The organism is Rhodococcus sp. BH5 (assembly GCF_027583855.1).
GTDB lineage: Bacteria > Actinomycetota > Actinomycetes > Mycobacteriales > Mycobacteriaceae > Rhodococcus_F > Rhodococcus_F qingshengii.
In genome coordinates this window covers 24,488-49,567 of record NZ_JAJHVW010000022.1, presented here as the reverse complement: position 1 = coordinate 49,567, position 25,080 = coordinate 24,488, and the positions used below count along the sequence as shown (strand labels likewise).

Annotated in this window: 29 protein-coding genes and 1 pseudogene; 17 read left to right on the top strand and 13 right to left on the bottom strand. The window is 63.0% G+C overall.

Going from position 1 to position 25,080, the window contains the following annotated elements; translation table 11 throughout:
* The 5 genes and pseudogenes from RhoBH5_RS30170 to RhoBH5_RS30150 all read left to right on the top strand — a co-directional run.
* Window positions 1-865: pseudogene (locus tag RhoBH5_RS30170) on the top strand (DNA topoisomerase III); the annotation flags it as partial.
* Window positions 866-1,212: 347 nt separating this feature from the next.
* Entirely contained in the window at window positions 1,213-1,866 is a 654-nt protein-coding gene (locus RhoBH5_RS30165; RefSeq protein WP_270009244.1) for a DUF6338 family protein, read from the top strand.
* Between the two features lie 241 nt (window positions 1,867-2,107).
* Window positions 2,108-2,314 (top strand): hypothetical protein, encoded by a 207-nt coding sequence (locus tag RhoBH5_RS30160; protein WP_270009243.1) that lies wholly within the window; start codon window positions 2,108-2,110, stop codon window positions 2,312-2,314.
* Window positions 2,315-2,344: 30 nt separating this feature from the next.
* Window positions 2,345-2,515 (top strand): hypothetical protein, encoded by a 171-nt coding sequence (locus RhoBH5_RS30155; protein ID WP_270009242.1) that lies wholly within the window; start codon window positions 2,345-2,347, stop codon window positions 2,513-2,515.
* Between the two features lie 78 nt (window positions 2,516-2,593).
* Window positions 2,594-2,758: a zinc ribbon domain-containing protein gene (locus RhoBH5_RS30150; protein WP_333482275.1), complete on the top strand. Its 165-nt coding sequence runs from the start codon at window positions 2,594-2,596 to the stop codon at window positions 2,756-2,758.
* 205 nt (window positions 2,759-2,963) lie between these two features.
* Here the strand turns inward: RhoBH5_RS30150 and RhoBH5_RS30145 are convergent, their stop codons facing one another.
* From RhoBH5_RS30145 to RhoBH5_RS30120, 6 genes are all read right to left on the bottom strand, one after another.
* The gene (locus RhoBH5_RS30145) at window positions 2,964-3,233 is read right to left on the bottom strand and encodes a hypothetical protein (RefSeq protein WP_270009240.1); all 270 of its coding nucleotides are present in this window, start codon (window positions 3,231-3,233) and stop codon (window positions 2,964-2,966) included.
* Window positions 3,230-4,075 carry a hypothetical protein gene (locus tag RhoBH5_RS30140; RefSeq protein WP_270009239.1) on the bottom strand — a complete coding sequence of 282 codons (846 nt, stop codon included), beginning with the start codon at window positions 4,073-4,075 and terminating at the stop codon, window positions 3,230-3,232. Before RhoBH5_RS30140 ends, RhoBH5_RS30145 begins: the two co-directional genes overlap by 4 nt.
* Window positions 4,076-4,077: 2 nt before the next feature.
* The gene (locus RhoBH5_RS30135) at window positions 4,078-6,060 is read right to left on the bottom strand and encodes a hypothetical protein (RefSeq protein ID WP_270009238.1); all 1,983 of its coding nucleotides are present in this window, start codon (window positions 6,058-6,060) and stop codon (window positions 4,078-4,080) included.
* Window positions 6,057-6,266 (bottom strand): hypothetical protein, encoded by a 210-nt coding sequence (locus RhoBH5_RS30130; protein WP_270009237.1) that lies wholly within the window; start codon window positions 6,264-6,266, stop codon window positions 6,057-6,059. Before RhoBH5_RS30130 ends, RhoBH5_RS30135 begins: the two co-directional genes overlap by 4 nt.
* 260 nt (window positions 6,267-6,526) lie before the next feature.
* A complete protein-coding gene (locus tag RhoBH5_RS30125; protein ID WP_270009247.1) occupies window positions 6,527-7,168 on the bottom strand; it encodes an MspA family porin in 642 nt (213 codons plus the stop codon).
* A gap of 735 nt (window positions 7,169-7,903) precedes the next feature.
* Window positions 7,904-8,986, bottom strand: a complete 1,083-nt coding sequence (locus RhoBH5_RS30120; protein ID WP_270009236.1) for a hypothetical protein — start codon at window positions 8,984-8,986, stop codon at window positions 7,904-7,906.
* Here RhoBH5_RS30120 and RhoBH5_RS30115 point away from each other — a divergent pair.
* From RhoBH5_RS30115 to RhoBH5_RS30105, 3 genes are read left to right on the top strand one after another with little or no spacing between them, the layout of a single operon-like run.
* Window positions 8,972-9,295 carry a hypothetical protein gene (locus RhoBH5_RS30115; protein ID WP_270009235.1) on the top strand — a complete coding sequence of 108 codons (324 nt, stop codon included), beginning with the start codon at window positions 8,972-8,974 and terminating at the stop codon, window positions 9,293-9,295. The two genes, RhoBH5_RS30120 and RhoBH5_RS30115, sit on opposite strands and share 15 nt — an antisense overlap.
* Window positions 9,296-9,313: 18 nt before the next feature.
* A complete protein-coding gene (locus RhoBH5_RS30110) occupies window positions 9,314-9,544 on the top strand; it encodes a hypothetical protein (RefSeq protein ID WP_270009234.1) in 231 nt (76 codons plus the stop codon).
* Window positions 9,545-9,751 carry a hypothetical protein gene (locus tag RhoBH5_RS30105; protein ID WP_270009233.1) on the top strand — a complete coding sequence of 69 codons (207 nt, stop codon included), beginning with the start codon at window positions 9,545-9,547 and terminating at the stop codon, window positions 9,749-9,751.
* Window positions 9,752-9,777: 26 nt separating this feature from the next.
* On the opposite strand, the gene mobF is transcribed toward RhoBH5_RS30105, so the two are convergent.
* Complete coding sequence (gene mobF, locus RhoBH5_RS30100; RefSeq protein ID WP_270009232.1) at window positions 9,778-13,497, bottom strand: MobF family relaxase; 3,720 nt, start codon at window positions 13,495-13,497, stop codon at window positions 9,778-9,780.
* A gap of 198 nt (window positions 13,498-13,695) precedes the next feature.
* Here mobF and RhoBH5_RS30095 point away from each other — a divergent pair, with 198 nt between their 5' ends.
* The 8 genes from RhoBH5_RS30095 (at window position 13,696) to RhoBH5_RS30060 (ending at window position 19,256) form a co-directional block, all read left to right on the top strand.
* Window positions 13,696-13,905: a hypothetical protein gene (locus RhoBH5_RS30095; RefSeq protein ID WP_270009231.1), complete on the top strand. Its 210-nt coding sequence runs from the start codon at window positions 13,696-13,698 to the stop codon at window positions 13,903-13,905.
* A gap of 17 nt (window positions 13,906-13,922) precedes the next feature.
* Entirely contained in the window at window positions 13,923-14,357 is a 435-nt protein-coding gene (locus RhoBH5_RS30090; protein ID WP_270009230.1) for a hypothetical protein, read from the top strand.
* Between the two features lie 410 nt (window positions 14,358-14,767).
* Window positions 14,768-15,106: a hypothetical protein gene (locus RhoBH5_RS30085; protein ID WP_270009229.1), complete on the top strand. Its 339-nt coding sequence runs from the start codon at window positions 14,768-14,770 to the stop codon at window positions 15,104-15,106.
* Window positions 15,107-15,858: 752 nt separating this feature from the next.
* Window positions 15,859-16,161 carry a PLD nuclease N-terminal domain-containing protein gene (locus RhoBH5_RS30080; protein WP_270009228.1) on the top strand — a complete coding sequence of 101 codons (303 nt, stop codon included), beginning with the start codon at window positions 15,859-15,861 and terminating at the stop codon, window positions 16,159-16,161.
* A complete protein-coding gene (locus RhoBH5_RS30075; protein ID WP_270009227.1) occupies window positions 16,161-17,519 on the top strand; it encodes an alpha/beta fold hydrolase in 1,359 nt (452 codons plus the stop codon). The genes RhoBH5_RS30080 and RhoBH5_RS30075 overlap by 1 nt, the downstream gene beginning before the upstream one ends.
* A gap of 99 nt (window positions 17,520-17,618) precedes the next feature.
* On the top strand, window positions 17,619-17,936 hold the full coding sequence (locus tag RhoBH5_RS30070; protein WP_270009246.1) for a transposase: 318 nt from the start codon (window positions 17,619-17,621) through the stop codon (window positions 17,934-17,936).
* 141 nt (window positions 17,937-18,077) lie between these two features.
* On the top strand, window positions 18,078-18,746 hold the full coding sequence (locus RhoBH5_RS30065; protein ID WP_270009226.1) for a TetR/AcrR family transcriptional regulator: 669 nt from the start codon (window positions 18,078-18,080) through the stop codon (window positions 18,744-18,746).
* 228 nt (window positions 18,747-18,974) lie between these two features.
* Window positions 18,975-19,256 (top strand): hypothetical protein, encoded by a 282-nt coding sequence (locus RhoBH5_RS30060; protein WP_270009225.1) that lies wholly within the window; start codon window positions 18,975-18,977, stop codon window positions 19,254-19,256.
* A gap of 24 nt (window positions 19,257-19,280) precedes the next feature.
* Here the strand turns inward: RhoBH5_RS30060 and RhoBH5_RS30055 are convergent, their stop codons facing one another.
* From RhoBH5_RS30055 to RhoBH5_RS30040, 4 genes are all read right to left on the bottom strand, one after another.
* On the bottom strand, window positions 19,281-19,652 hold the full coding sequence (locus RhoBH5_RS30055; RefSeq protein ID WP_270009224.1) for a hypothetical protein: 372 nt from the start codon (window positions 19,650-19,652) through the stop codon (window positions 19,281-19,283).
* A complete protein-coding gene (locus RhoBH5_RS30050; RefSeq protein WP_270009223.1) occupies window positions 19,649-20,125 on the bottom strand; it encodes a hypothetical protein in 477 nt (158 codons plus the stop codon). Before RhoBH5_RS30050 ends, RhoBH5_RS30055 begins: the two co-directional genes overlap by 4 nt.
* A gap of 93 nt (window positions 20,126-20,218) precedes the next feature.
* A complete protein-coding gene (locus RhoBH5_RS30045; protein ID WP_270009222.1) occupies window positions 20,219-21,385 on the bottom strand; it encodes an RNA-guided endonuclease InsQ/TnpB family protein in 1,167 nt (388 codons plus the stop codon).
* 80 nt (window positions 21,386-21,465) lie between these two features.
* Window positions 21,466-21,918, bottom strand: a complete 453-nt coding sequence (locus tag RhoBH5_RS30040; RefSeq protein ID WP_270009221.1) for a hypothetical protein — start codon at window positions 21,916-21,918, stop codon at window positions 21,466-21,468.
* Window positions 21,919-22,045: 127 nt separating this feature from the next.
* Here RhoBH5_RS30040 and RhoBH5_RS30035 point away from each other — a divergent pair, with 127 nt between their 5' ends.
* On the top strand, window positions 22,046-22,534 hold the full coding sequence (locus RhoBH5_RS30035; protein WP_270009220.1) for a recombinase family protein: 489 nt from the start codon (window positions 22,046-22,048) through the stop codon (window positions 22,532-22,534).
* Between the two features lie 204 nt (window positions 22,535-22,738).
* Here RhoBH5_RS30035 and RhoBH5_RS30025 read toward each other — a convergent pair whose 3' ends face one another.
* Both RhoBH5_RS30025 and RhoBH5_RS30020 read right to left on the bottom strand, forming a co-directional pair.
* Complete coding sequence (locus tag RhoBH5_RS30025) at window positions 22,739-23,773, bottom strand: RNA-guided endonuclease InsQ/TnpB family protein (protein WP_270009218.1); 1,035 nt, start codon at window positions 23,771-23,773, stop codon at window positions 22,739-22,741.
* A 95-nt stretch (window positions 23,774-23,868) separates the two neighbouring features.
* A complete protein-coding gene (locus RhoBH5_RS30020) occupies window positions 23,869-24,816 on the bottom strand; it encodes a recombinase family protein (RefSeq protein WP_270009217.1) in 948 nt (315 codons plus the stop codon).
* Window positions 24,817-25,080: the final 264 nt, after the last annotated feature.

The following is a 25,080-nucleotide window of genomic DNA, read 5'->3' as shown; positions in this document are numbered from 1 at the left end:
CACCTACGCGGAAGTCACCAACAACGCGACCGGTAAGGCGTTGATGATCGAGAAGCGCGGAAAGGTCACCCTCAGTGAGGTCGGTGAACTCAACCACCGGATTCTGCCCGGTACGCGCATCGGCGATCTGAGTATCACGGAGAAGGTTTTCGAGCAGATGGCCCAGGTCGAGACAGGCACGGCTGCGGCGCCCGACTTTCTCGCCCTGGTCGAGGACTTGGTGCGCCACGACCTCGAGAAGATGACGGCCAATGCCGCGGCCCTGCCAGCGGAGCTGACCGCCCGCATGCTCGAAGCCGGGATCATGCGGGTGCCGGTCGAGAACATCACCTTGCCGCCGGCTCTGCATTTCACCCATGGCGACGCCGTGGTCACCACCGCGAAGCGCGTCTTCTGCGGGCACAGGTTCACCGATGCGGAGGTGGCCGCACTCCTTGCTGGTCAGATCATCGAGATCACGGCGATCAGCCCGAAGTCGGGGAAGCCGTTCACCTGCAAGGGCACGCTTGAAGCCGGGGTGACGGAAAAGGGTTACCCGTTCGTCGGTTTCAAGCCTCAGTTCGAGGAACGTCCGCCACGAACGGACCTGGTCAGCGGCGTGTGGAAGGGCAAGAAGGTCGAGTTCAAGGGTCGGGGCTGGGGTGCCAACGAGCACTGGGCCGGCAAGGACTTCACCGAGCATGAGCTGGCAAAGCTGTTGGCCGGGGAGACCATCGAATTCGAGGCCATCGGTAAGAGCGGCAAGAAGTACACCGCCAAGGGTGCGCTGGGGGTGAGCACTCACAACGGGTACAAGAATTTCGGCTTCAAACCTCAGTTCGACGCCCGGCCACCCAAGGGCAGGACTCGAAAGATCAGCAGGTAGCGATACAGCGCCAGTTAAGTCTTGACCTGGCAGTTGGCGTGAGTGCCGGCCCTCGGCGTCTTGTCGGCGTCTTGTCCTATGCTGCAGGCGCGACGAGCGAGAGGTCGCCACATCTGCCTCGGAGGATGAGAACTTCTTCATCCTCCCTGGTCCGAGAGGTTTCTCGGACCGGGCAGTATGCGGCGGCCTTTTCTCTGTGTGCGGTCTCCCGTGATCCTGGCGAGCTGATGTCGGTCATTTGGCGACATCAGGTCCGGTGGAGGGGCCTGCTGCGCTACTGGATTCTTGGTGTGTGAAACCCGCGCGGACTGTCCCGCAGAGTCAGTTGTAGCGCTTAGTGTTACCTAATGTTGTTGAGTGGTTGGCAGCAGGCGTTGACCGTCCTGCTCGCAGTGGTTCCGGGGTTTGTATATCAGGGTGCACGAGCACACTTTCGGGGTCCGACGCCTGATGAGCGGGACATCGGCGTTCGCATTCTGCGGGCACTCGCGCTGTCCGGGATCTTCGCGCTCCTGTACGTAGGGGTGCTCGGTGAGCGTTTGACCGCCAAAATTTCCGACCCGGTCAAGTATCTCGACAACCCGCATCTGTCCGCGCTGTGGGCGTTCCTGATGGTCTTCGCCATTCCGTTTGGTACTGCGGCGGTCGTGCATGTGTGGAATGCGCGGAAGCAGAACCCGGAGCATCGTTGGCGTGACCTTTTTCGTATCTACAACCCCACGCCGACTGCTTGGGACTTTGCGAGCCAGAAGCTCGATTGGGGTTTCGTGCGGGTCCTGACGAAGGATGGGGCATGGGTTGGTGGTTTCGCTGGAGATCAGTCCTTCTTCACGGGCTATCCAGAGGAACGAGAGATTTTCCTCGAAGTTCCATGGACGCTGGATAGCGACGGCGTCTTCGGTGCACCAGTTCCCGCGGCGGTTGGCATGTGGATTCGATGCGATGATGCGCAGTTGGTTCAGTTCATTGGCTATGAGCCTCAGCCTCCCGATCCCTCCTAGGTAGATGCGGAGCTGAGGTTTTCAGTGGATACTCGGATTCAGGCCGGAAGCCGACGGCCTCTAGGAGGAACACGATGAGTGATACGAAGAAGCCTGCAGGCTGGCTGCCGCCACGAACTGGCGGGTACGTGCCGAAGCGCCGAGCTGGTACCGAATCATCGCGCGAGGCCGGGATAAGGGCCACGGCACCGAAGGGCGGCGGCGGCGTGGGAAACCTTCCTAAAAGAGACAGGAAGACGGCATGAACCACAATGTCGGACGCTTTTCTCCGAGTGGGATGGTCGGCAAGCAGCAAATCATGAAGATGGTTGATCGAGGCACCGAGCCCGGCGGCGCCGAGAAAAAGGGCGGGACCATCCCGGGTCGTGGCCGCACGCGTCCTCCGCCTCCACCACCGCCGACTACACCTCCCCCCGGCGGCGGTGGTGTGAGCCAGAAGCCGAAATAGTCAGACCTTTCAAAACACTGAGGTTCTGTCGTGACCGACTCGTCGAGGTCATCAGCTGCCGTACAAGTCAGTGACGCGCAAATCAACGCAGCACGGACCAAACTGATCATCGACGAGAAGCTGAAGAGGACGTCGAAGCCCGAGATCGAGAAGCTCGCAGCGCTCAAAACCACGCGCGAGCGCCACCCGAACGCCAGCTGACCGCCTCATTGCTCTGGCGGCCGTGTTCGGCCGCATCCTGAAAAGAGCCAACGCCGCCCCGGTTCAGGGACGGCGTTGGTGTTGCCTGTGTCTGTCATCGCGGTTCCGGCCGCGTACACGTCTCAGCAGTGCTCGAACTGCGGACACACCTGCCCGGAGAATCGCGATAGCCAAGCGGTTTTCCGTTGCCCGGGATGTGGTTTCGAGCATCATGCGGACACCAATCGCGATCAACATTCGTGATCGCGCCTTCAACATCGATCAACAACCCGCGGGCAGCTTGGGGGATCGGGTGCATCAGTCACGGAAACGTGCCGCACCAACCACCTCGGTAGCCTGAGCTACCTGGGAATCTCCGTCAGTGAGGGCGGAGAGGATGTCAACTCGTCGACAACCGAATACAGAGAGTCACGGCAACCAGTCGCCCCCGCGCCGACGGCTCCCGGCCCTAAGACTGTCTAACCGACATGCGCAGGCGAGGGCGTTTGTCGTTCGGATCTATCCGCCACATCGCTGCAACGATCACGGGTAGCGCTACCCAGATGCCGAGCGCCGCCGAACCAGACACCAGCGTCGATAGAGTCGCGATACCGAGGGTCGCCGCAGCCACGAACACGACAAACGCAGTAATCGGCCGCCCGAGAGCTATCAGCAGCCCCGACACCGAGCCCAAAGCGACTGCCGCGCAGAGGGCGACGACCGGAAGGAGGTTGGTCACGGGTGCTCGCTTTCGGTGGGTCCGGCGTGCGGGGAGGGTTCGACGAATCGCGTGATACTCGCTTCGGTGCCGAGCTCGTCTCGAAGTTCTGGGTGCAACCAATACGTGCGCAACGCGTTCAGGGTCGTGACCGGATCAGTGGGAATGTTGCTCCCGAGCCACCGAGCTTCCATCGGCCGAGGGGGGAGCCGGCCTTCGCGGTAGGCGAAGCGGATGTTGTAGCTGGGAATGAAGGAAATTTTCGGTTCGGGGACCGGCTCGATCGCCGTGATCTGCTCCCATCGAATTCGTTGCAGGCGTTTCTGCTCGATAGTCACGCCTTCGGCGTTCACTCGCACCCTCGCACCACGTTTGTCAGGACTCCTGTACATGCGGACGAGAAAGATCAGCAATAGACCCCCGAAGAAGCCGATAGCCGCGCAACCCATCAGAGCAACGAATGTTGGAGAAACCGGCCGCACCCCGAACGCGAAGTCCATACCGTTACCCACACCCCACACCATCACCCCGCCCATACCCACGAAGGTCAGGGAGGTCGCGGCCAAAGCGACCGACGATGTCACCGAGCTCAGGATCACGGTCTCCCCAGGCCTGGCCCGGATAGGAGCCCGATCGGCGGGTAGCAATTGTGCGAGGTAACGATGGTGAATCATCGCCCATATCGCCCCTGCCATGAGAAGAACGGGTACCGCCAAGATAGTTCCACTGTCTCCCAACATCACCAGAATCAGGCTTGTCGGTACGAAGAGGACAGCACCCGCCCATCGCGCAAACAGTGAGCGGCGCGAGAGAGCCGAGGCCCAGGCCTGTGGGAGAGTCGCCCTCGCCGAGGATCCCGACATTTTCACTTGTTTCCGCCCCACAAAGCTCGTGCGCCGCGGCCCAATAGATGACCCAGCCCACTCCCAGACAGAGCACCTCCGAAACCGCCGACACCAGCGCCGACAACGATGCTGATCGGTCCCCCTCCGAATGCTTGGGCCGCTCGGGCGCCGCCCATGGCACCAAAAATGCCTCCGGCGATACCTCCGGTAACCGCACTGGCTGTCTCGGGGATGGCGCCTCCTCCCTTGATCGTCAGCGCACCATCGATGACGCTCACGGCGACACCGATGGCGGGAAGTCGACTTGCGAGCCGTACGAGCGACCGCGAGGCTGCGATGGCTTCGGCGGCACGGGCCGAGTGCCGTCCCGGACTTCCGATACCGGCAGCGGCCCTCTCGGCGGCCTCTTCAGCGGCCGACAACATTCCTGCAGTTACAGCACCGTCTGTGTCCGGCGAAAAGCCCGGAACGTCGTGGCCCTGGGCGCTCTGCGTGGGACTGATCATCCCGTTGTTGGGATCCGAGTCGAAGAGCCCGAATGGTAGTTCCATTGGAGGATCTGGCTGGGTCGGGGTGTCCATGTCGAGGTTGTCGAGTGGGTTCCACGGAGGCTCGCTCGCTGCAGCTGCGGTTGTATCGGTGCCCGAGTCGGTTGGCGATCCGATATCGAACGGCAGAGGTGTGGTCGGTGCCGGCTGGGTCGGGGTGTCCATGTCGAGATTGCCCAGTGGGTCGATCCCGCCGACGTCGTTGTAGGGGGAGTCTGTCGGGACGTTGACCATGACTGGTCCGCCGGACTGGTTGACGACCTCACCGCCGCCTTGAAGGGGTGTAGCGGTGATGTCTCGTCCGGTGACCGGGTCGCTGCCGCCGTAGGGGCCGTCAGCGGTGACCGGGTAGATGACGCCCGGGGTGGGGACCACGATTTGGTAGAGCTTGCCGTCACGGATCTCGTAGTAGGTGGGAACCGGATCGCCGTTGACGTCGTACGCCCACGCAGCGGCAACGGTGCCCTGCACGTCTCCGTTCGCGTCGTAGACACCGACGGACCCGTCGTCGTTGATGCTCATGTGTCCGCCGGGTGGTAGGTCGACCACCATTTGAGCTTCATGCGAGGAGGTTTCGTCGTGAATGAGGAAGATGGTGCGTTGTCCGCCACCTGGGTCGGGGATGACCACGACGTCCTGACCGCCGACGAAATACGGCATGAACGGTTTCGCGACCGTACCGACTACCTGGGAGAGAACCGACTCCCACGGACGCGCGCTCACACGCGCACTGAACGGTCCCGGCCGCCCCCTCACTCCCATACCCGCAGCGGTGAACGCCGCGGCCCCGACGAGGACCAGTTCGAGATACCGGTCACGGCCGTCGTCTTCGTCGAACCCGGAAGTCGCGACAGCGGGGGCTGATTCCGACTGAGTCGGAGCATTACTCGGCGTCGACGCGGGCACTGGTCCGGGACCACGATCAGTGGTCGATGCGGGTGCGGTCGATCCAGCGGGTTGCGGGGTGGTCGGTGCAGGTCCGCTGGTGGTCGTCGGAACCGGGACTCCCGCAGGGTTCTCGATACCAGATGGTGTCGGCGTATTCGGCTGTCCAGACAGCGCGGCGCCGGGGACGGGGACGATGGGGGTGCCGTTGTAGGTGGGAAAGTTCGTCGGAGCATTCGCGCCGACGTTCGGGCCGCCGCCTGGAGCCTGCACACCGGGGAGCCCGACCGTGGTCGTCGGCGCAGCTGTCGACGTCGTGGACGGCGCACTCAGGCACGGGTTGATGTACTCGGGCGGGATGGGCGCGCCAGGTGGCAGCGACGCAATGAGATTCAGGTAGATCTGATGATCACGTGCCCGCACCGCCGCGCAGTCTTCTTCCGGCGTCGCGTTCGCCGGAGCGGCGGAGAGTGCGATTCCCGCACCGATCACTCCGGCCGCTCCGGTCAACAGCGCCCCGGCGGCAAGCACTCCCGCGAGAGTCCGGCGAAGTCGTCTACCGGACTTCACCGGTGCGCACCACGATTGTCACTCTTCTTCGTTCGGAGTAGCGCGACGAGTTTGTCTGCGCCCCAACAGAACAGGCGTCCGGAGATCGACATCCACAAGAAGAATGCCAGGTAAACCAGGATCGTCCCGTAGTCGTTCGCCCAGCCGGCGAGCTTCCCGATCACCGCGAATGCCGCGATCGACAGACCTGCGCCAAAAACAGTCACGCCAACGACTTTCGTAACCGTTCCTTTCAAGCTCGGATCATCATCAAAGCTCTGTGCCCCGCACCGGTTAGGAGCGCCCCTGGTCGTTGCCAGACCCGCCGTCGCCCCTTCGCCCCTGTAGTAATTGCGAGGGGTCGGTGTGGGTGTGGTGGTCATCAAAAAATCTCCAAACAGCATATAAATGGGGAAGCACTCAGGCCAGGTACCCTGGGACGCCGGCAACCGGACCTGATGTGTAACGTGCCACGCTCCGCGTTACGTTAGAGCCAGGTGGGGTCGGAATACACGAACAACGTGTTGTCGGACGTCGCCGTCGACACCGAGAGTTGTGCGTAGGAGCGGATCGTCGCCGGCCCCATGCACGCATCAACCTTGATGTGCACGTTCTCCGCCGTGATCGACGCCTTCGACGACTCGAGATCCTTCTTCCCCAACGGAATCGTCGTGATCGTGCCCGGCGCAATCGTCGACTGGATGCTCGGATTCACCGACGCGTTCACGCCGATGTTCGCCGACGGGACACCTGAAATACTCACACCGACAGACGGGCCGAGCGAAAAGCCAAGCCCCACGCCAAGTCCGGAGGAAACATCGATCTGGCAGCCGATCTGCAATCCTTGCTCGACATAACCGGTCTTCACTGCCGAATCCCCCGCACCACCGATCGTGCCGGTCACCTTCGCCGACACGAACCCCTCACGGGTGAACGCCGTCGTCGCCAGATTCGGCACCGGGTTCGTCGACAGTTTCGTGGCGGCAAGATCCAACGACCAACCGTCATCGGTGACCGTGCTCGCGAATTTGTCCGCCAACGCCGTCGGCGTTGCCGATGCGCTCCCTGCGAAGACAACACCCGATGACAGAGCGAGTGCGGCACAGACACCTACACCTTTGTTCTGCAGTCGACGAAAAAACGGTCGACCTTGCCCGCCATCCGGACCAACCAACACGAATCCACCTTCCACAACACACCACCGTTACGGTAACTAGGCACTAACCGACAAGTAAGTCACCGGACAGTACCAATGACGGCACTCGTGCAAACAATCCGCCACACCAACACGCATCGAATGCACCGATACAGCACAAATGCTGTCAAATCCACACCAAAAGGTCGATTTTCAGAAAGATTAACATCGGCATAAGCATCAATTGTTGGGTGTTTGCTTTGGTATAGCCTCAAGTAATATTCGGGATACGGCCGGTACCTCGCATTGTGGTATCGGTCTTTTCTGTGAGTCGGTGAAACATGTGGGGCCACACCGCCTTCTACTGAGCGGGATTCCAGGACCTGTTACTGGCGCGATCCGCTCCCCATCGTGCGCCCAGCCCCCCCACAGCTGGGCGCGCTGGACCCACCCGGCGGTACTGACGACCCGCCGGGTGGGTCACCTGGCTTCGTGGACCAGCCAGTTTCGGCTTCTTCGACGCCGAAACCAGTCAGTAACACGGCTCAGAAGATAACAGCGGTGCCAGCGGTTTTCATTGCACTGACAATCGTGGGCGGCGGATTCGTCGGTGACTTTTCCCGGTACGGGCCGCTCCCCGACGCGCGTAGTGCGACGTGAACGCGTAGTGCGACGTGAACGCGTAGTGCGACGTGAAGCGGGCATGCCGCCGCACGGGTCTGGCGGTGTTCAGAGCCCGGTGTCGCGTCCGGTGTCGGACTGTTGTCCGGGGTTGGGGGTGTTGCGGTGTTGGCGTTGGTATTCGCGGGTGGCTGCGGGGTTGGTGTGGTCGATGGGTGCGCAGCGTTGGCGGGGTTTGTTGTTTTTCCGGTCGGTGATGGTGGTTCGGAGTCGTTGTTCTTGGTTGCGTCTGGCGGGGGTGAGTTGTTTGCGGCGGTCGAGTTCTTCTTCTGCTGCTGCGGCGGCGTCGAGTCGTGTGCGGTGTGTGTCGAGGGCTTGTTGGTGTCGGGTTGTTGCTTTGTCTGCGTCGCGGCGGGCGTCGGCGAGGTCGTGGTGTGCTCGTTCGATGTCGGGGGCTGCGACCAGTGAGCGTGGTCCTTGGGGTGCGAGTTCGGTGAGTTGTTGTTCTGCGTCGGTTCGTTGTTCGGCGATGGTGGCGCGTTGGGTCTCGAGGGTGGCGAGTAGGGCGGTGAGTTCTTTGCGTCGGCTCCGGTCCAGGATGCCGAGGTTGGAGATTTCGCTTGCGGCGCCGGCCGCGCGGTAGCGGATGCCGCGGTCTGCCTCGTCGAGTTCGGCGATTTTCGCGAGCAGTGCGCGGGCGGGTTCTTGCTGCTGGTAGCGGGCTTTCATGTCGTCGAGGCGAGTGGCCGCTTCTTCTGCGGCGACGATGGCAGCGGGCGGGGTCGGGGCGGGGGTGCCGGTGTAGCCGGCGGCGCGTTCGAGGTCTCGGCGGGTGGTGAGTCGTGCGGGGTCTTCGCGTAGTTCGGCGGCTGCCGCGTTGTCAGGGGGGAGGTCTGCGGTGAGCGCCCGGTAGGTGTCTGCTTCTGCTTGGGCGGCGCTGCGCAAGGCCGGGGAGAGGCCGTCGGCGGGAGGTAGGGGTTCGAGGGTTGGCCATTGCTCGGGGTTGGCGCGTTCAGGCTTCGCCGGCGTCGGGAGTGCTGCGGTGAGCCATGCTGCGGTGTCACCGGCGGTGGTCAGGTCGTTGTCGGCGAGTGCATTGTTGAGGAGTTCGCCGATGCCGTAGCCGCTGTTGTGCAGCCTTTCGAGTCGTCGGCGCAAGCGTTGCGCGGTGGCCGGGTGAGCTGTGGTCATGGTGGTGTATTCGGCTGCGGGCAGGGTGGCAGCGAGGGTGCGGTCGACCCAGGCATCGACGATCTGGTGGTGCAGCTGCCGGTACCGTGCGGCGGCGGCGTGGGGGTCGAGGCGATCGCGGGTGGAGTCCTCGAGGTTGGCGAGGTGGTCGATCTGGTCTGCGAGACGGTCGTGTGTTCGGCGGCGGTCGCGGTAGGCGGCGTCGGGGCGCTGCCCGAGTGCGGTGGTGATGTCGGTGATGTGGTGACTGCGGCGGTGGAGGTCGATGTCGGCGGCGAGATCGGCCCAGGTCGCGGCGTGTGCGGGTAGTTCGGGGCGTGCGCCGAGGTGGTCGGTCCAGTCGGGGAGTTGGTCGGCGGTGGCGGTGAGGTAGTGCTCGCGCAGCGCCGCTGTGTGCTCACGGAGAGCGTTGTAGTCGTCGGCGAGTGCGCCGGCGTCTTCGGCGTCGAGGTTTCGGGGCGGCGACGGGAGTGCGGCGGGTGCGCCTGGGGTGCGGAGGTCGCCGCGAGTGTGGGCGGCAGCGAGGCTGATCTCTCGCGCGGAGGGCAGCGGCCCTAGTTGAGTGCGCAGGTCCGAGAGCAGTTCGTCGGTTGTGGTGTCGGTTGCGAGGGCTGCGACGGCGAGGCGGCGGGCGGCGTCTCGGTAGGCGGGGTCTGCGTCGACGTCTGGTCCGTAGGTGGCGCGGAGGAGGTCGTATGCGGCGTCGGTGGGTGCTTCGACGCCTGCGGTGAGGGGCGCGTTGGGGTTGTCGAGCGTCGCGAGTAGGTGCTCTCGGCGGGTGAGGTATCTGGTCAGGACGGCGTCGATGTCGTCGCTGTTGGGGTTGTTTCGGTGGCGGCGGCGATTGCGTCGGCGATACGTCGGGCGTAGTCGTCGAGTTCGATGTCGGTGTCGCGGTGGCGTCGGGGGAGCGGCGGCAGTGTGTCGGTGGGGACTTGTGCGTCGGGTCCGTCGTTGTCGACGTCCGCACCCTGCGGGCCGGGTCGCGGCGGCGTGGGTAGCCGCGCGAGGAGTAGTGATGCGAGGTTGTCGATGCCGGTGAAGTCGCCCTCGCCGATGGCGGTGTTCAGGGCTGTTCCGGTGTCGATGCCGGCGGTGTGGAGGGCGGCGAGGTGGGCGCGTAGGCGGGCGTGGGAGTCGGGATCTCCGGTGGAGATTGCGTGGTGGTCGGCGGCGGGCAGTGACGTGTCGAGCAGGTGATCTACCCAGGCGCCGGTGAGGGCCGTGTGCGCGGTTTCGTAGGCTTCGCGCAGTCTGGCGGGGTCGTGGCTCTCGCGTGAGGCGGCTGCTATTTCTGCGTGTGCGGATCGTTGGCGTTGATCGTTTGCGAGGATCTGTAGGAGAAGTGTGCGGGAGTCGGGTTGTTCCAGTCCGCCTAGGTGTGCGCCTTCTGTTTGTTGGGTGACGACGGTGTCGGTGGGGGTGTAGATGTGGTTCGATTCTCGGCCGCGGGTCAGGCCGACGTAGAGGTTCGAGCGTGTCATCGACGAGGACGCGAGGGTTCGGGCGACGTCGACGGTCGCGCCTTGCGCTCGGTGGACGGTGCCGGAGTAGCCGAGTTCGCAGTGTTGGTGGACGTAGTCGGCGGGGAGTGTGAGGGTTCCGTGGTGCTTTTGGTGGCGCACGGTCAGTGAGCCGTCTGGGTTGACGGCGCGCACTGTCCACAGGTCGCCGTTGTCGACGCGGCGGTGTCGGCCGCGAGAGAGCGTGGCGGTGAGTTCGTTGTTGTTGCGGCGGGTGATGATGGTGTCGCCGCGTCCGGCTTCGTGGTCGTCGGAGAGTGTCGCGGTGATGCTGTGGTCGACGGTGCCGGTGGCGCGGTGGTGGCGTTGGATGCGTTCGTTGAGCTGGGCGGTGAGTTCGCGGGTGGGGACCATGATCATGGACGTTTTGCCGGCGGCGCGGTCGTCGAGGTGGTCGGCGACGATTTTGTCGATCAGTCCTCCGGTGGTGCCATCGTGCACCCATCCTCGGTCGTAGTACAGCTCAAGTGCGTCGGGGTCTCCTGCACGGAGTAGGAGTGTGTTCTCGGCTTGGTCGGTGTCGCGGCGCATGCGTTGGACGACGGTCAGTTCGGGTGCGCGGGTGACCTCGGCGATCAGTTCGAGTGCACCGCCGGTTTCGACGGCGTCGATCTGCCGGGGGTCGCCGAGGAGCCGGACGATCGCTCCGCGTTCGTGGGCGATCTCGACGATCGCGGCGAGGTCTTGTGTGGGAGCGAGGGATGCTTCGTCGACGAGCAGCATGGTTCCCGGACCGATGTCGACGCGCGCGTCGATGGTTCCCGCCGGTATTCCGGCCGCGTCGAGCTTTCCGCGCCATGCATAGGTCAGGGACTGCAAGGTTCGTCCTTGGGCCCCGATTTCTTCGCCGAGGACCGCTGCTGCGGCGGCGGAGGGTGCGAGGGCTATGACGTTGCGTCCGGCTTTCGTCCAGTCTGCTGCGACTGCTTTCATCGAGCTGGTCTTGCCTGTGCCGGCGGGGCCGACAGCGGCGGCGAGCACGGTGCCGGTGCCGGTGAAATGTTCTGCGAGGAGGCGCTGTCCGTCGTTGAGTTCGAAGCCTTCCTTTCGCTCTTGGTCGGCGATGGTGGCGTGGAGGTCGGCGCGGTATGTCAGGTACGGGGACGGTTCGAATGCGGCGTCGAGCAAGGTCCGTTCGGCGGCGAGTACCGCATCGGAGGTATAGGAGGCAGTACCGACGCGGCTGAGAACGGAGGTTCCGTCGCTGCGGCGCAATGCTGTCGGGACACCGCCGGTGGGGGAGGACTCGCTGTGGCGTTCTTCGAGTGGGATGCAGGTGTTTCTGACGGTGGCGGTGAGGACACTGACGGCGTTTTCGCGGTCTTGTGGGGTGTCGAAGAGGCAGGTTTGGAGGGTGCCTCGGACGGCGCGTTGCAGTTGTGTGTCGCTCCAGATGGCGCGCTTGTTTTCCAACGCGTCGAGGACGGCGGGAACTTCGTCGTCCACGCCGTTCCAGCGCCGCATGTGGGCTGGTTTTTCTGGTGAGAGATCGGGCGCTGTGGGTTCACTGGCCGGCTCCGGTCCGCCCGCGAGGGTGGTGTCGCGGGTCTGATTGGCGGCCCAGGTGTGTTGGTAATGCTGGTGGATTCGGGCGGCTTCCTCGGGGCCAACGCCTTCTCGGTTCATGATTTCGGCGCGGACGCGGGCCGTCCACTGCGTGTTCTGTTCTGCGAGGGACGGGGCCTGCTCGGCTTTCGCTGCGCGAGTGTCGGTGGTGGCTTGCTGGTAGAGGCGGTACTGCGTTTTCTCGTCGGGTGAGCGGCCGTGTTCGTCGCGGAAGGTGGCGGCGAGTTCGTCGTAGCGGGCTTCGATGTCGGTGCGGCGGGAGGAGAAGAGTGTGCACATCCAGTCCGGGACATCGGCGAGTTCGATGACGGGTTGTTTGCCTTCTCCCATGCCTCGAACTCTGAGGTCGAAGCCGTGTTCGTGGCGCAGGGTGTCCATGATGGTGGCGTTGTAGAGCTCGGCTGCTGTGGCTGCGTGGCGGTGCAGTGTGCTGCTGTCGAGGGAGAGCCACTTGCCACCTTCGGGCTGGGTGGCGTCGGGCATGAACACTTTGTTGGAGACGGTGACGTGGGTGTGCAGGTTCGGGTCTCCTGCGCGGGAATCGTAGTGGTCGAACGTCGCGGCGATCAGTCCTGTCACCTCTCGCGTTTCCTGTCCTTCGCTGCCGGTGCGGGTGTAGGCGGCGTTCTCCTCGAGCCATGTCATGGACGTTCGCACGGCCTGGTGATGTGCGCTTTCAATAGCCTGGCGGGTGTCGTCGTTACCGATACCCCAGGCTGTGGCCACGGATTTCGATGGCGTGAAAACGAGGTCGTATCCGGCGACGGGCTGGCGTTGGCGTTTGCGTTGGCGCCCGATCCAGGCGTCGAGTTCCGCGGTGTCTTCGGCCTTTCTGCCGTGGTCTGCGGTGAAGATGCGCTCGGCATGTTCACGCAGCATGGCGGCGGATTCCTTGGTGGTCGCCGGCCGCTGGTGCTCTTTTTCGAACGCGCTGACTGCGTCGCGGTGGTCGCTGAGCAGCGGAATCTTGTTGACGTATTTCGGGAAGGGGCGGCCCAGTCGTGTCGCTGCGGTGGCGGCGCGGGAGTCCGACAGCGGCGTGTGTTTGACGCGGGACGGTGAGAGGCCGTCCGCCAATCGTGCGCGTTCCTTCGCCTCGCGGGCGCTTACGCCGGTGGCGAGAGCCAGGGGGGAGAGTTCGTCTGCTTCGGGGTGGAGTCCTTCGCCGAAGAGGGCTTTCATGTGGGCTTCTGTGACAGCGTTTCCGTCGGCAACGGCGCTCGGTCCGGCCCCCTCGACAGCGTCTCTGATCTGTTCGAGGGCAGTCAGTCCGCTGCCGAGCCAGCGTCCTGGAGGTGTGCCGTGGGCGGTGTAGTAGTCGGTCAGTGACTGCCCTTGCGCGCGTTCCCGGTCGGCGGTGGCGACCTGTTTCGTGAGGTACTCGTAGCCGTCGCCGGCGTGCAGGACGTGCACCGTCATCATCGGCGACCACCGCCGGAATCGAATGCCAGATCGGCCGGGAAACCGCCCCACCGCCCGCCAAGCATCCGCTTGGCTGTGGGCGATTCGGGACGAGGCACCCGCCAACGATATATCGCCCGGTCATGGCAGAGGCGGCGAGACACCCCCAAAAGTCTGAAACTCTGCCTATGGTGTGGTGGGTTTTGATCTTTTTGGGAGGTGAGGGACGAACTGGAGCTGAGGGAACGAAGTGCGCGTGAGCGAGTGGACGCGGTGGACGCGGTGGACGCGGTGGACGCGGTGGACGCGGTGGACGCGGTGGACGCGGTGGACGCGGTGGACGCGGTGGACGCGGCTGGGGTTCGGAGCGCAGAGTTGCAGCGAGGTGCTGTGGTCGGTGTGGCGGAAGGTGCGATTGAGGGGGCCTGAGGGCTTAGGATGCTGGTATGACGACGACAGCGAACAAGGTCAGCGCGAGGGAACGTGCGCGTTCCGCCACTGCGGCTCGGCTCGCTGAAGAGCAAGCCCGGATCAAGATGAACGAGGATGATCTCGCCGCGTTCTTCAAGGCGGACGAAACTTCCGACAAGGCGCGCAGCGATGCGGATGCTCGGATTTCCCGAATTCGTGAGGAGACAAACAAAAAGCTGCTCGCCTCTGACGCCGCGCGGGCGGCATCGGTGGTTGCCCTCAAGGGCCGCGGGGAATCGGTGGCGTCGATCGCAACGATGACTGGTTTGACGAGTGGCGAAGTCAACAAGCTACTGAAGGCTGCGCAGACGGGAAAGCCGAAGCCGACCGAGCAGGTGTCGGGCGAGAAGGCTCCGGCCGACTCTGCGCCTGCGGAATCCGATCCGTCTCCTACTGTCTCCGCCTCCTAGCCGGGCGTTCCTGCGATGTCGACCGCGATGTGGGTTGTCCCCGGTTGGGTGTCAGCGACCGATTGTGTGTTGCCTGAGATCGAGCGGAGCGGGAACAGAAATCTCGGGCATCCACATGAGGGAATTCGCTGTCCCCGGTTGGGGGCAACCCGCGCCGATTTTTCGGCAGATCTCGGAAGCGTTAGGTGTGCGCGGTGGACCTAACGCTCCCCGGTGTTGATGGTCCACCGGCTCCGAGTCGGCAGCGCGATGTGTTGGCGTTGCCGGCGGCTGGTGATCCGGAACGTGATCGGTTTGATCGGTACATCGTTCGTGGTCCGGGTGAGCGGGATTGCCATTTTTGGACTGGGTCGATTTCAGATGACGGGTACGGCAGGTTCTGGATCAAGCGTGGTGGCCGACAACGGGTCGTGCGCCCGCATCGGTACGCGTTGATGCTCGAACTCGTTCGGCCGCTGTTGGATTCCGAGTTCGCGATTCACGAGGTGTGCGACAACCCGATCTGTGTTCGGGTCTCGGAATCGTCAGGTCGTCCGCATGTGGTGCTCGGGACGCAGTCGCAGAATTTGGCGGGGATGAGCGCGAAGGGACGCGGCGGCGGACGCGGGCAGAGCTGGCAGTGGTATGGGCCGGATCGAGCGGCGCGGGTTGCACGGTCACGTGCATTACGTGAGGCGTTGCGCAACGGTTGGGATGCGGATGCGGTTCAGGCGGTGCTCAGGCATTCGAGTACCGCGACACTTTTTTGACGAGCGAGGGGTAAGTACATCAGCGAGGATTTCGTTCCGCGTCAGCGGTCGGCAGTGGAAGCTGCCCTGTATCAGGCAACGAAGCATGTGAATGTGATTACCGATGCGGATCTCGCGGCCGTTTTCGAGGGATTGACGGGCGAGCCTGTTTCGCGCGCTCGGATCGATTTCGCTTTTCCCGAGCCAGCAGAGTGCCACGGCGAGGGCACCCGATCCGAACCGCACCGCACCCCGTGGATGGGACGCACAGAAATAGATCAGCGCCGCGTAGGTGATCCAGGTGAGCAGCAGCCCCCTGACCGGACGCGATTTGCGTGACTGCTGACACCACGGCCAGAAGCAAGGCCGCAGTCGGAAAATGGGTGCGAAAGGCTGCGGCGACCGCAGCGACCAGTCCGGCGGCCACGCCGACGGGTCCAGTGCTGTTAAGCAGGGCCGCGGTCACGCACACTGCGGCTAAGGCGAGATCGGTGCATGCAGTTCGCCGCGAGGCACTCGGTAGGTGGAGAGGGTCGCGGATCATCTGTTCACTGTTACACCAGGTGGCGCGATCGGTCGATGCTCCACGCGCAAGATCGGTCGCATGGATGATCCGTCCGACCCTCCTGTACGACTCGAGGATGATCCGTACCGCACTTCCGCCGCCCTGGGTATGAGGTACGCATAGCGCGGCAGACCGATCCCAAATCGATTCTGCTGCAATAACATCAATCTCCGACAGTAAAAAATCCCCTAATTCGAGGATCGCCGCCATGCTTGCGCACTTGCCCACGACACTTCTCGCCGCCGCCGAGACCCCCGACACCGACAGAGCTTGGGCGCTCGGTGTCGTCATCGTCATGATCGCTCTCGCCGCCGCGGCCGCGGTCCTCTGGATTGCTGCGGTCGCGAGCATCCTGCGCTCGTCCCTCTACACTTCAGCGGGGAAGGCCTTGTGGATTCTCGTCATCATCGCCGTTCCGATCCTCGGCGCCCTGAGCTGGTTCTTCTGGGGCCGCCACTCACAGCCGACCATGTTAAGCCCTGCCGCCGCCAACCGTGGTGACCAGTGGTGATGGGCACACGTACCGCGATGGCCGCAACCGCCATCTCGGTCGTCGCGGTGACGGCTTCGGCCTGCACGGTCATCGACACCGACACCGCCATCACGACAGTCGCCCCAACCGCGCTGACATGGGGCGACTGCGAATCCGCGTTCGCAACGACACTGCCCGGCGTCGAGGCGATCGATCGGCTCGAATGCTCGACTGTCTCGGTGCCCCTGGACTACAACGCTGACGGTGGCCCGAACATCGACATCGCGATCAGCCGACTGCCCGCCTCGTCGGACCGCAGCCGCGGACCACTGATCGTCAACCCCGGAGGCCCGGGACTGGAAGGCCGGTCAATGCCCGCCATGATCGGCGACATCGACCGACTGAGCGACTGGGACATCGTCGGCGTCGATGTGCGCGGCACCGGAGCCAGTACCCGGCCCTCCTGCACCGACCTCGACCAACTATCCCCACCGGAAGAGGACACAGCCGATCAGCAGACGTCGGAGAAAGCGCTCGCCTCTGATGCCCAGACCTACATCGATATGATCGCCGCCTCCAACCAGGCATGCGCCGACACCGACGGCCCTCTACTCGCCACCCTCACCGCCGCCACCGCAGCAGCCGACCTCGACCAGATCAGGACTGCCCTCGGCGCGCCGACCATCAGCTACTTCGGCGCCTCCTGGGGCACCGAACTCGGGCTGGCCTACCGGACACTGTTCCCGGAACACCTACAGACGATGGTCCTCGACAGCGCCGTCTACCTCGGCATATCGGCCACGGAGCAAAACCATGACCTCTCGGCCGCCCTCGCAGCCGAACGTGCCGCAGATCTTGTCGCAGACGACGGCGCGCGGTCACCCCACGACAGCGACACAGCACCCGCTCCGGCAGCAGACCCGGACCCGTCAAACCTGCCAGACCTGCCGGACCTGGCGGATTTCTTGAACGTCCTCACCTCGGCCACCCGTACCGCCTACATCTGCAACTCGCTCGACGCCGTCCTATCTGCCGACATGCAGTGGTCCGAGCACCTCGCGACCGCGCGCGAGACCGGCTACCCATTCGGCGAAAGAGTGCCCAACCCTGCAAACTCCGAGCTTCCTGGAGCCAGTTTCTGCTCTGGATGGGCAACCCCCGGACAAACGCGGGCGGTGGACGACACCGGTACGCCGCTACTACTGATAGGCCACCGCGACGAGACAGTCACCCCCTATCGATGGACCACGGCCGCCGCCGAGCGTGCCGGTGGCACAGTTATGACCGTCGAGGACGGGAATCACGGCTCCGCGTTGTTCGGCGCATGTTCGGCCGATCTCGTCGCCTTCCTCGCCAACACCCGCACACCGCCCGCAGCCTGTAGCGGGGAGCGGTGATTCCAGAGGGGACTGCACTCTCGGCAAGATGCTCGGTCGTCCCAGGTTCGGTCGGGTGACCGGTTCGCAGTGGCATGAGCGTCCCCGCGGCGACGCCCTCTGCGCAAGAAACAACGAGCACAGGTACACAACTGGGCCTACGCCCAACTTCGGGACTTCCTCACCTACAAGGCGGAAATGGTGGGTGTTCCAGTGCAGGTGATCAACCCGCGTAACACCTCCCGCACATGCTCGCAGTGCGGGTTCTGTGATGCACAGAATCGCCGCAGTCAAGCTCGGTTCGAGTGTTGTGAATGTGGGTGGGCCGCGCATGCGGACCACAATGCTTCCCGCAACATCGCTGCACTCGGACACGAAAAGTATTGGGCCGCTCAATCAACCGTGCCTAAAGCAGCCACCGCTCTAGCATCCAGCTAGGTCGGTGAGCAGCAAACCTGGTCCTTCAGGACCAGGTAGTTGATGTGGTCGCCGACCTTCGCACCTGCACGTCGACGAACGGCTGCTGATGTGGTGCAGACCTGATCCGGCTACCGTCCGCATGATCGAAGGAGCATCACTATGACCAGCCCCATCGAGTCGGCGAACACGCCGGAAGACACTGCCGCGAGAACCCGCCCCCGGATCGGCCGTTCCCCCGGCAGCAAGAACGCGGCACCCCAGGCTCGTGCAGTGCGAACACGGGAAGCGATCATCGCCGTGGCGGCCCGTCACTTCGACACCGACGGGTACGGCCACACCAGTATTAACGCCATCGCTCACGCTGGAAAATTCGCCAAAGGCGCGATGTACTACCACTTTCCATCTAAAGACGCGATCGGTAACCAACTCCTCTCGGACTGGAAGCGCACCGTCGACGAAACCGTCACTGACGCAACGGCCGGTTCGAGCAGTACAGCAGCAGAGCAACTGACAGCGATCTTCACGTCCCTCGCACGACAGATCGCCGAGGACATCAACCTACGTGCTGGCATGAAGCTCACTCTCGAACCCTCCATCGACAACATCGACGGTTTTGCGCACTGGGTGGACACCATCAGCGAGCTCGTCGACAACGCCATCAGCACAGGCGAAATCCCTGACACTCCCACAACACATCGACTCGCCTGGAACTTGTGCGCCGGCACCGTCGGAGCGGCCCACGCCTCCGCCTCCTTGGGCGAAGACATCGACCTCGTCACCCGTATCGGTGACACCGTCGCAGCCCATATCAAGTCCGTGAGCGCATGAGATGATCGACGCCATCAGGACCACCAGCTAGCTCGGCGGCACATTCATCAGGTATACCGGCGGAAACCTGGTGAGTTCTGCAACACTGTGCCCTTGTGAGCGACTTTTTGGGCTACGAACGCCAATCGAGCTGCCGCTCGGGGCATCAATCTCGAAGCGAATATCACTCGCCTCATCGAACAGAAGTTCCCCGCCGCACAGGTACAGCTCAATGGTGCCGTCGATCTCATGATGACGCTGCCGAATAGCAAAAAGATCGGGATCGAGATCAAGGGCCGGAAAGTGACGCGGGATGGCGAGGCGCGCCTGCTGCTAGCGGCCGAACTTCGAAACCTGGAGACGGTGGTGGTGGTGGTGGTGGAAGCGGTGGCCAAACCTCATGCTCCGTGGGTTCGCAAATCTGACCAGAAGATCGTCATCGTTCAGGGTACCGGTGACGATACTGGCGAAACCGCCGCAGACTTCGCCAATTTGATCCTGACCACCATCGAGGATCTGAGCCAGCGATAAGTCCGCTATCTGCGCTGTTCAGACCTACGACTCGGTTTCCTTCGGGTGTGCTGTTTCGCACCGCTCGAGAAAGACTCGCCCGGCCGTCTTCGCCCTTGTACCTTTCGGCGCCGGCTCGACGTAGAACCAAATGCGCGCGCCGTCGGTGACCTTGTATTGATAGCGGGCGTACGTCCGTCCATTGCGAGTTAGGTACGCGAAGTCAGCCTTGAGTTGGTACAGACGCGCTGTTTCCGTCAGCGGGTCACACGTCAGCGTGTTCCACGCTTCGGTCGTGGCATTGCGTGCGGTCGCGAGTAGGTCAGTCCACCCCTTCTGCGCCTCACGTGTATCGAAGAAGATTTCCCATTCGGTTCGCTTGAGTGGCCGCGGAACAGGCGACTCACGCTTGCTCACGCGTCGAGGTCCGGTGCCGGAACCGCCTCGGGCTCATCGAGATACTCGAGATCCGTGCCGTCCGCACTGAGAGACGGATCAGCGTATGCCTCCGCTGTTGCTTCCCAAGCATTGAGGAGTACAGACAGACGGCCGAAACGGTTGACGGCGATGCAGGCGCGGGCTGTGTCGTGGAACTCCGAAATGAACTCCGCGTGCACGTTCTTCGGCAGCAGCCCGATCCACGGCAGAGTCACCGCCATGTTCTTGGCGATACGTTCCAGCGCTACTTCGTCGAGGGAGGCCGCGAAGAGTTGGCCGACAATTCCGAGCGTGGACAGCTCCTGCTGACTGTCCGATTCCTGAGTCAACCGAAGAGATGGCGCCTGCCGACGGGTCAACACAACCTCGCCGGCATCTGCGAGAACACTGAGGACATCCTTCGGAGATCGGAGCAGTTCGGAAAACGTGGCGGTTGCTGCTGTCTTACTCATGAGACCATTAGATCAGAACTAGTTCAGAACTACCATGGTAAAGTGATGGACGGAACTACCGACGGGCAGCACAAGCGACCCGCGTCCCAGCAATTACCAGGACACTTGTTCCTTCGATCTAGGGTGAGCGGTGGCTGCTTTAGGCACGGTTGATTGAGCGGCCCAATACTTTTCGTGTCCGAGTGCAGCGATGTTGCGGGAAGCATTGTGGTCCGCATGCGCGGCCCACCCACATTCACAACACTCGAATCGAGCTTGACTGCGGCGATTCTGTGCATCACAGAACCCGCACTGCGAGCAGGTGCGGGAGGTGTTACGCGGGTTGATCACCTGCACTGGAACACCCACCATTTCCGCCTTGTAGGTGAGGAAGTCCCGAAGTTGGGCGTAGGCCCAGTTGTGTACCTGTGCTCGTTGTTTCTTGGTCAGCCGTACCCGATCGCGGATACTCGACAGATCTTCTATCGCGATACCACGGTCGGTGCGTTGCGCCGCAGCGACAATATGTTTCGACAATTGGTGGTTGATGTCGGTGGCGAACCGTTGTTCCTTCCGTCGCCGTGTCTTCAACTTCCGCTTCGCGGACTTCGTGCCGACTTTCTGCAGCGCCGTCCGCATGACCTGGTTCTTTTTCCTGCGAGCGGTGACAGCTCCATTGGACCACCGGACATCGAGAGCCTTCGGATCGTCGTCGGTGGTGACCGCGAGGTTCACGATCCCCAGATCCACGCCCAGCCAACCGTCGACCGGATCCTTCACCGGCACAACCGGCGAGGGTGCTGGTTGATCGACGGTGGCATACAGGTAGAAGCTGCCGTCGCGGTAGACGAGGTCTGTTTCACCCTGGCGGTCTGCGAGGAGTTTGTGTTGCCACGGTGCGCACACGAATCGCACACTCCTCATTCGGCCCGACACCGTCCAGATCGAGACGGTCGACGAATCGAGTTGCCAGGACAAGCACCGATCGTCGAACGGTTGCGCCGCCAGCGGCCGGAAACGAACTGCTGTATCTGCCACGGCCGCATATTTTTTGGATCCGTGTCGGCCATAGTTCCCGGCTTTCAGGTTCGCTGCCCGGGTGGTGTACGCGTCGGACACTTTCTTGATCACCCGGATCGCGGGCTGCGCCGACAACCCGAGTGCCTTGACCTGGGTGTACACCGTTTTCTGCAACGCGAACGCACGCCGATCAGAAGCGTGTTGGGCCGTGCCGGAGACGAAGTCGGCTGCGGCGTTGCAAGTGAGTAGCGTCTGCTTCAACTTTGACCATCACGATCCGTTTCACTGCCGTCACCGCCTTCCGGAATAGGTTTCACGCCTTCACTTGCCCGGGCATTGCGCTAGGAACAGATCCTTGCAGAGGGGCACGACACGAATTCGAATCCTGCCGGGTCCACGTCCCACCGTCGTATGCGAACCTGCGGTCTACTGCGCAATTCAGAGCGGCTTCCTCCTCCCGGCCCTGAAGGGCCAGGCTTCCGCCGATTGGTCAGGTGAAGCCGTTCCGGTTCGCTGAGTAGAACCGACAGGGGTGAGAGGTTGCGCATCTCGCGGGCAGTCTCGGTGTCGGAAGCTTCGATCTCTCGGACGGCGTCGATGTCGTTGTTACGCACGATGCATTCCCACTGGTCGAGGCATCGGGTCAGTGAGGCGCCGGTGACGTGCTGGCGCAGTCGGTGCAGGCTGTGGTGGACCTGATCGGTGTCGAGGTCGAGGTGTTCGCGTTCGATTTTGTCGAGGACAGCGGTGTGCAGGAGCTTCTTGCGGACGACTTTGCGTGGGACCACGGACATCGTCAGCTCCTTTCACAATGCTGCGGCGATCGCCTACGACCTGGTAAAACCGCGTTCAATGTAGCGGATGCCCGCCACCGTCGACTTCTACACTTGATTGGGGTTCTTCGTAGAATACGATGGTGTGATGTTGATTGGTTACGCACGGTGCGCATCGTCTGGTGACGATGAGCAGGTTGAGCGTGACCAACTCGTGAAACTCGGGGTCAAGCCGGGGCAGATTCACGTCGATCATGGTCTGCGCGGTATCGATCGGCCGCGGCCGGCACTTGCAGCGGCGCTCGGCGCGGTGTCTGCACGGGACACGTTGGTTGTCACCTCACTCGACCGATTGGCGCGGTCGGTGCCGGATCTTTCGGATATCACTTCTGATCTGTCGCGGCGGGACGTGCTGTTGATGTTCGACGGTGTCGTACACGATCCGAAGGACCCGATCGGGGAGACCGTGTTTTCGATGCTGTCGACGACGTTCGCGCAGTTCGAGTCCGGTCTACTGCGGTTGCGGCTGCACGAGAGTGTTGCCCAGCGGAAAGCATCGGGTGCGTTCAAGGGACGTAAGCCGAAAACTCACACCGGAGCAGCAAGCGGAGATGTTCGACCTGTACGAACGGCATGAATCGTCCGTCCCCGAGCTGATGAAACGCTTTTCTCTCTCTCAACCTGCGGTCTACCAGTACCTCACACGCGAGAGAACCCTTCGATCCTCACCTGAGCCACCTCCCGACCACTGACTGACGCAACCCGAATCCCCCTAGAGGGCAAGGCATCACGAAGTGGTGTCGCGGCAGACCGTTTGTGCGCTGTCCGCTTTGTCGTGCGTTCAGAGTTTGCGGTGTGGACCGATGAGACTGTCGAGGTAAGCGACTTGCGCGTCGAAACCGGCTCGGACGTCGTCGATGTCCTGCCGCATGGCATTGGTATGTCCGGCGGCGTAGTCGGATCCGATGATCTGCCCGAAGATCCGGTCCACGTCCGCGGCTCCGGCTGCCAGCTCGGTCACCGACTGCAGATTGTTCAGAGCGCCCCCGATCGGAGTGAGGGCTCGTTCGTAGGCGCGTAGCGCAGCGACCCGCTCCACGAGTGCGTCTTCGACGTGTGCGGCGACGACGTGACGGCGGTCCCACTCGGCCCTCGCTTTGGCGAGTTGGTCGGTGCCGTCGTCTACCGGCAGCGTTGGTGTCGTGGACCGCAGGCGCAGGAGTTCGTGCGCGGCGGCCGCGATCATGTGCAGTTCGATGGCGAAACCGGGGGCATGGAACATACGGCCATCGCTCGTGGCGATCGAGTTCGCGACACCACGGTCGATGCCCACCACCGCTGCCGTGTCCGGCACCGTGCGTGCTGCTGGTGGTGTCGTCAGGCTTACTGTCCACCGGCCGTTCGCCAGCGCGATCCGCGCCGATGTCGCGGCTGAGATGTCGGCCCAGGCGCGGGAGATACGGAACCGCACCCACCCGGCCTTCGGGACCAGAATTTCGCCCCACTTCCGGTTGATGCGCCGCACCACCAGATCACGGACAACGAAACCTTGCCGGGCAGCGAACCGTTTCTTGAACTTCGGATACCCGGCCCGGCGGGCGAAGAAATTGGTGAACGCTCGATCGAGATCCCGCAGCGCGCCCTGTTGTACGACCGTGGAACCGGCTCGGAGCCAGTCGAATTCACACCGCGCTTCGGTCAGGTCTCGCATCTGCGACGCGACCGTGACCTTCTGCCGGAAATGGCGGCGCGAGGGGGTCCACCACGAACGCTGCTCCAACCCGAGGTTGTAGACGAAACGAGCATGATCGCAGTGCATCGTCAGCATCTCGAGCTGCGCTCCCACATTGGGGTACACGCGCTGAACGATGCTCATGCCGACATACTGGCACCCCTCACCGACAACAAACCAACATGCACTCGCTAACCCCGCCCTCACGGACGGGGCTTGCGCTCAACATTTCGGTCAAGTCATCGGTGGTCCGGGCACAGGAGGGTGGGCGTCAAATTCCACCCACTGGCAGTCAGCCACTGTTGAACAGGAACCGGGAGACCTTCTACTGTCGCGGCGTGTGCGAAAGTGTCGGCAAGAATTGGACCGTCACCGCATACGGTGCACGCGACGTCGAAAGCGGGTGGCTCAGGTTCGCAATGGCGACAGTGCGAACGGATGACGACCGCATTCGGATCGTCGACATTCGGATGGAGCCATGCAACGGCCAGGTCGCCGCGTTGATGAGCAGCTTCCGCTCGCGTACTCGGCTCGTAACCACACGTCGGGCAGGTGCGTGGCACTCGCATGGGCACAACAGAATTCACAGGAACGTCCCCGGGATGATGCGCTGTGGAGGTCGAAGCTGACTTGTTCTTGTTGAGATGGCCATACACAGTCGTGCGAGGCACGTTCAACATCGCCGCAATCTGCGCGACCGTATTCTCTCCGGCGTCGTACAGCCTCTGAGCAAGTGCGATTTGATCGTCGGTGAGCTTCGGCGGACGCCCGCCCTTTCTGCCGCACGCCCGCGCAGCGGCCAAGCCGTCCCGAGTGTTCGCCACAATCAGCTCACGCTGAAGTTCCGCGAGTACCGACAGCATCCCGAACATCGCCCGACCTTCGGCGGTGGCGGTATCGATTCCCTGCTCGAGGACTTTCAACCCGATCCCCCGCCCACGCAGATCGGCACCGAGCGTAATCAGATGCAAAACCGACCGACCCAACCTGTCGAGGCGGGTGATCACCAGCGTGTCACCGCCCCGCAGTCGCTGCAGAACAGCATCCAACTGTGGCCGTGACGCCTTCGCGCCGCCAGCGTGATCGACATGAATGTTCTCGACCTCGACGCCCGCCCGCGCCAACGTGTCGACTTGGTGGGCTGGATTCTGATCTGCGCTGGAGACTCGTGCGTAACCGAACAACATCTGTCGACAATACCCAGACTCAGGGTTATTCGACATGATTTTACGACACGAGTTTCAGACAAGTATGAGCTGGGCGTTCGTTAACTTCAGAAAGGTGTCGAAAAACAATCCATTCTCGACAGAAGGACTCGTCTCAGCTCACGTAAATGCCCGATAGCTGTTCGAGATCTCCTGAGTCTGAGCGCTCCAACCGGTTCCCCAGACGGTCCTGCTGCATTGCGTATCTCCTACGTGAACTAGACGAAAACTTTCCGATCACAGCCC